Source organism: Collimonas sp. (genome assembly GCF_035566555.1).
Lineage (GTDB): Bacteria > Pseudomonadota > Gammaproteobacteria > Burkholderiales > Burkholderiaceae_D > Collimonas.
The window spans coordinates 1-4,050 of the sequence record NZ_DATMRB010000118.1; the positions used below are offsets into that span (position 1 = coordinate 1).

Here is a 4,050-nt window from a genome sequence, read left to right on the forward strand (position 1 = left end):
CGGGATGATGCGGAGGAGGCTTGGCGGCGTCGCGATCAGCGCGATCTCGCTCGCCGCAGCGTCAGTGCGGTCGCGCTGGCGAAAAACTGCACGAAAGCGATCCTCGATCCTCCGTTGACGGCAGCGTCAGCTCACCGCAGAACTGCGGCCGCCGGTGCGCACTTTGAAGCCAAGAGCAACCGATGCAGATGATCCGGTAGGCGCGGTACCACTATGACCGGAGTTGGCCCGTCGCATCATTTCGCTGCAAAGCAACGCTTCCGGAGCCCGGGCGCGGCTTCTGCTGTGTTTTGCGTTGATGCACATCAAGCTATTTCTGCCGTAAGTTATTAGGGAGTGATTTGCGGCTGGTCGACGTTTTGCCTTTCGTCAATCCTGTCGGCGTCTTGCGATTGGTGCGAAGTCACTACAGCAATCGAGGATTGGCGCTCGATGAATATTGGAAATGACGTCCACAAATTCTGGCGCTACCTTTCGGTTGCCGCAACAGTGGCGATTTTGCTCGGCGCAGGGGTCTTCGTCTTTGAGTCGTTACCGCCACACACGATAGTAATGGCTACTGGCGCCGAGGGTGGCGCCAACTACGAATTGGGTATCCGCTACCGTGAAATCCTGGCCAGAGCAGGTGTCGAGCTGCAGCTACAGCCGACGACCGGCAGTCTCGAAAATCTGAGACGGCTACGCGATTCTAAGTCGGGGGTAAGCGTAGGTTTCACACAGGGTGGCACCACAACTAAGGAGGAATCGCCGGAACTAGAATCGCTTGGCACCATATTTTACGAGCCGCTATGGCTCTTCCGCCGCGCTGAGATTGGCGAGGGCGCGCAGGGGTTGCGAGGCCGCCGACTTTCGATTGGCCCCGAGGGAAGCGGCGGGCGAGCGTTGGCGCTGCAAATAATATCAAGGACGAAGCTCGATAGTATCATAGGCGAATTATCGGGATTTGCACCGCAAGTTGCGGCTGAGAAGCTGATCGCCGGCGAAATCGACGCGGCGTTCATTGTGACCGGCTGGGAGTCTCCCGTAATCCAGTCTCTCCTCAATGCCAAAGGCATCGAGGCTGAAAGCTACCTGCACGCGGACGCTTTAATCGCTATCTATCCTTTTCTGCATAAGTTGGTCCTGCCTGCCGGGGTCGTCGATCTGTCGACGGATCGCCCGCCAGCGGATGTCGTGCTGTTGGCGCCGAAGGCCAGTCTTGCCGTGCGAGCGGACCTGCATTCAGCCTTGCAGTACCTTTTGCTCGATGCAGCCGTCCAGATTCATTCGCAGCCTGGAATTTTCCAGAAGGCAGGACAATTCCCTGCTGCCGAATCGATCGATCTTCCGCTGAGTGGAGAGGCACACCGTTTCTACAAATCCGGACAGCCATTTCTGCAAGGATACCTTCCGTTCTGGATCGCGACATTGGTCGAAAAGACTCTTGTCGTACGGATCCCATTGACCGCATTGCTATACCCGGCGTTCAAGTTACTGCCGCAGATGTACGACTGGACGATGCAACTGAGGATCAGGCGGCTATATGACGAAATCAGGTCGATCGAGAGCGATATGGAGGCTCAAGGACCACAGTTCGACGCTAACGCTTTGAATGCGAAACTGGATCAGATTGATCAGCGCGCGAACCATCTGCAGTTGCCGACTGTCTATGCAAGCAATTTATATACGCTGCGAAGTCATATTGATCTTGTGCGTACTCGTCTCGCCAAAATCGCGATGTAAAATTGGCGATGAAGTTGCACTGATCCATCATCAGTTGACGCTTGAGCTTTTGCGACGTGATCGAATAGAGATGCTGTTTGTTGCAGCGCATGAGTCTTCTTTTGGCCCGAGACGGGCATCCCGTAGTGGTCGCAGCATTTCTGTTGGCAAAGCATACGTCCCGGAGCCAGGCCACGACTTCCGTTTTGATGCTGTGGACGGCGCCCACTCTGCGGCATCGAAGTGCCATAGGGTGGTTGCGTTTGGCCCGAAGCGGACATTGGACGCCAATCGACGGCTTGTTCAGTTTTCCAACAACGCAACAGTGCCCAAGCCGCCGTCGGCGCAAATACTGACGATTGCGCGCGCGCCTTTTGGTTTGGCGGCAAGTTCCTTTACGGCTTGACTCAAAATACGTGCTCCAGTCGCCGCGAATGGATGACCAAGTGCCACGCTGCCGCCGTTCGGGTTCATCCGATCGCGGGGAAAACTTCCGAATGTATGTTCAACACCGGCCTTGTCGCGAACGAAGTCCCTGTCTTCCAGACCTTTGATGTGACAAAGCACCTGGGCCGAGAATGCCTCGTGAATTTCCCACAATGCGATGTCATTAAAGGTCAGATTGTTGCGTGCGAGCAGCCTTGGAATTGCAGATACCGGCGCCATCAGCAGTCCTTCGTTGAAGACATCAACGGCCGCCTTTTCGAAGTCCACAAGACGCACGCGCGGTACGCCGCCGGGCAGACGGGCCAGGCCGCCTTCGGTTGCAACCCAGATCGCCGCTGCGCCATCCGTGAGCGGCGAGCTGCTGCCGGCTGTGATGGTTCCTTTTCCGCTGGTCCGGTCAAACACCGGCTTCAGTTTCGCAAGCTTTTCCATTGACGTATCGCGGCGTGGAAAATGGTCTCTGGATATTCCGTCCAGGGGAACAATCAGATCTACAAAGAACCCGCGGTCTTGGGCGGCGATGGCGGTTTGATGACTCTGTAGCGCAAGCGCATCTTGCTCGAAACGGTCGATATTCCAGGTTTTCGCCATATCTTCGGTGTGCTCGCCCATGCTCCGGCCGGTAACGCGGTTTTTTACCTCAGGTACGAAAAGACGGATGTCCGACGGTCGTAGCTTTCGAAGCAGTCCGATACGTTGTGCCGCACGGCGCGCTTGAAACATGCGCCGCAGCCAATCTGACAAATTTTGTCCGAGGCCGATCTGTACCCGGCTCATGCTTTCGACGCCGCCCACCAGAGCAAGCGCCGCTTTCGTTCGCTCGATGATTCCAGCCGCTTCAAATACGCCGACCATGCTGGTACTGCATTGCATGATCGTGGTGAATGTCGGCACGTGCGGATCGAGTTTGCTTTCAAGCCAGACCTCGCGGGCCAGATTGGCGTAGGCAAGATTGACTATCACCGCGCCCCAAATGGCAAAATCAATGGACCCGGCCACCCGAGCCGCCATTGCCTGCACTACAGGCACCGACAAAGACAATGAGTCACGAGCAGCGAACGGCCCGTCCACGCCTACAAAAGGAGTACGAACGCCCGCGGCTAACCAAATCGTCCGTTTGTCGGCAGCGATCATGACTCACTAATGCTTCGACGTAGAGGAGACCTATAGAGCAACATATCAGGGTTGGTCCTACATTTTTTTCATTATGATTTCCTTGGTTTTTGGTATGGCGCACCTAAGCGATACGAATACCGACACCGATTTCATGTTGAGATTTGGTGTGCTCATCTGGAGCACAATCACGGGTGCTGTGATTACTCGGTCGTGCGCGATGCCAAACGCCTTGCCGATGCAGTAGGGCCAAGCCAGATCACATCTCGGTAGGGACTCGCGCAACACATAGGTGATGACGCAAGACGCATCCACACCATTTTCAACTCATGGCACTTTTTTGCGAAGCCAGCGCCGTTTTTTCATCGTGTTGCCTGACGATCTCTGTCATCAGATAAAACCGATAGATCAGATGAAATCCCATAAAAACCCAAAAGATCCCACTGAGCATTGACCAAAACGAAAACATTCCGACGATGCCTTCAAATATAGTGTACAGCCCAAGAACACCAATGATGTATAACGAATAGAAATATGGAAGAAATGCGAGCAGAACTAAGAGATTTTTCCAGCTCCTTTTGCGCCTCACCGATACAATAAAAAAATAAGTAAAAAGACCTACTGAGGCAGCAACGCCGCCTAGAACCAGTGCGTAAGTGTAAAAGTAGTGATCTAGGGACCAACCCAATCGGATGAATTCGACAATACCGTAAATCATTGCAGCAAGAATGGGCACTTCGATTCTGGCAGCGAGGATATCGCCTTTCGTACCCCTCAGCTCGGGTGCAA

At 54.5% G+C, this 4,050-nt stretch carries 4 protein-coding genes; 2 read left to right on the forward strand and 2 right to left on the reverse strand.

Going from position 1 to position 4,050, the window contains the following annotated elements; genetic code table 11:
• Together VNZ65_RS15270 and VNZ65_RS15275 are read left to right on the forward strand one after the other, a co-directional pair.
• A partial coding sequence (locus tag VNZ65_RS15270; protein WP_325670438.1) for a hypothetical protein occupies positions 1-192 on the forward strand: 192 nt, incomplete at its 5' end.
• Positions 193-432: 240 nt separating this feature from the next.
• Positions 433-1,722 carry a TAXI family TRAP transporter solute-binding subunit gene (locus VNZ65_RS15275; RefSeq protein WP_325670440.1) on the forward strand — a complete coding sequence of 430 codons (1,290 nt, stop codon included), beginning with the start codon at positions 433-435 and terminating at the stop codon, positions 1,720-1,722.
• 282 nt (positions 1,723-2,004) lie between these two features.
• Here VNZ65_RS15275 and VNZ65_RS15280 read toward each other — a convergent pair whose 3' ends face one another.
• Complete coding sequence (locus VNZ65_RS15280; RefSeq protein WP_325670442.1) at positions 2,005-3,282, reverse strand: acetyl-CoA C-acyltransferase; 1,278 nt, start codon at positions 3,280-3,282, stop codon at positions 2,005-2,007.
• A gap of 301 nt (positions 3,283-3,583) precedes the next feature.
• The coding region (locus VNZ65_RS15285) for a hypothetical protein (protein ID WP_325670444.1) at positions 3,584-4,050 on the reverse strand (467 nt) is incomplete at its 5' end.

Bases quoted from the DNA above. Each gene is read 5' to 3' on its own strand.
- VNZ65_RS15275 (WP_325670440.1), top strand. From the start codon at position 433: ATGAATATTGGAAATGACGTCCACAAATTCTGGCGCTACCTTTCGGTT.
- VNZ65_RS15280 (WP_325670442.1), bottom strand. From the start codon at position 3,282: ATGATCGCTGCCGACAAACGGACGATTTGGTTAGCCGCGGGCGTTCGT.